We start from the raw sequence: 443 nt of genomic DNA, 5'->3' as shown, positions 1-443 counted from the left end.
TGAATACAGGTCTAGTGGCGATAGCGAAAAGGTCACACCCGTTCCCATACCGAACACGGAAGTTAAGCTTTTCAGCGCCGATGGTAGTTGAGGGTTTCCCTCTGTGAGAGTAGGACGTCGCTAGGCATATATATGGAGGATTAGCTCAGCTGGGAGAGCACCTGCCTTACAAGCAGGGGGTCGGCGGTTCGATCCCGTCATCCTCCACCAAAACTTTTTTCGCGAAGTGAAAAATAGTTTTCCATTTAAACTCACAAAGTGAAAATAACTATCCATTAAAAGTTCTTTTTTGTAAACTAAAAATATTTATTTTTTTGCCGGCGTAGCTCAATTGGTAGAGCAACTGACTTGTAATCAGTAGGTTGGGGGTTCAAGTCCTCTCACCGGCACCACTTATACCGAGCCATTAGCTCAGTCGGTAGAGCATCTGACTTTTAATCAGA

General features: G+C 44.7%; 2 tRNA genes and 1 rRNA gene. All 3 read left to right on the top strand.

The features are described from left to right. The first annotated feature begins 10 nt into the window (after nucleotides 1-10). The 3 genes from rrf to M3175_RS24440 all read left to right on the top strand — a co-directional run bounded on the left by rrf (nucleotide 11) and on the right by M3175_RS24440 (nucleotide 392). A 5S ribosomal RNA gene (gene rrf, locus M3175_RS24450) occupies nucleotides 11-126 on the top strand. A gap of 8 nt (nucleotides 127-134) precedes the next feature. Next, a tRNA-Val gene (locus M3175_RS24445) sits at nucleotides 135-210 on the top strand. A gap of 106 nt (nucleotides 211-316) precedes the next feature. Further along, nucleotides 317-392, top strand: a tRNA-Thr gene (locus M3175_RS24440). The last annotated feature ends 51 nt before the right edge of the window (nucleotides 393-443 follow it).

The organism is Robertmurraya korlensis (assembly GCF_023715225.1).
GTDB lineage: Bacteria > Bacillota > Bacilli > Bacillales > Cytobacillaceae > Robertmurraya_A.
The sequence above is the reverse complement of the archived record's forward strand: the minus strand, read 5'-3'. Positions and strand labels throughout refer to the sequence as shown.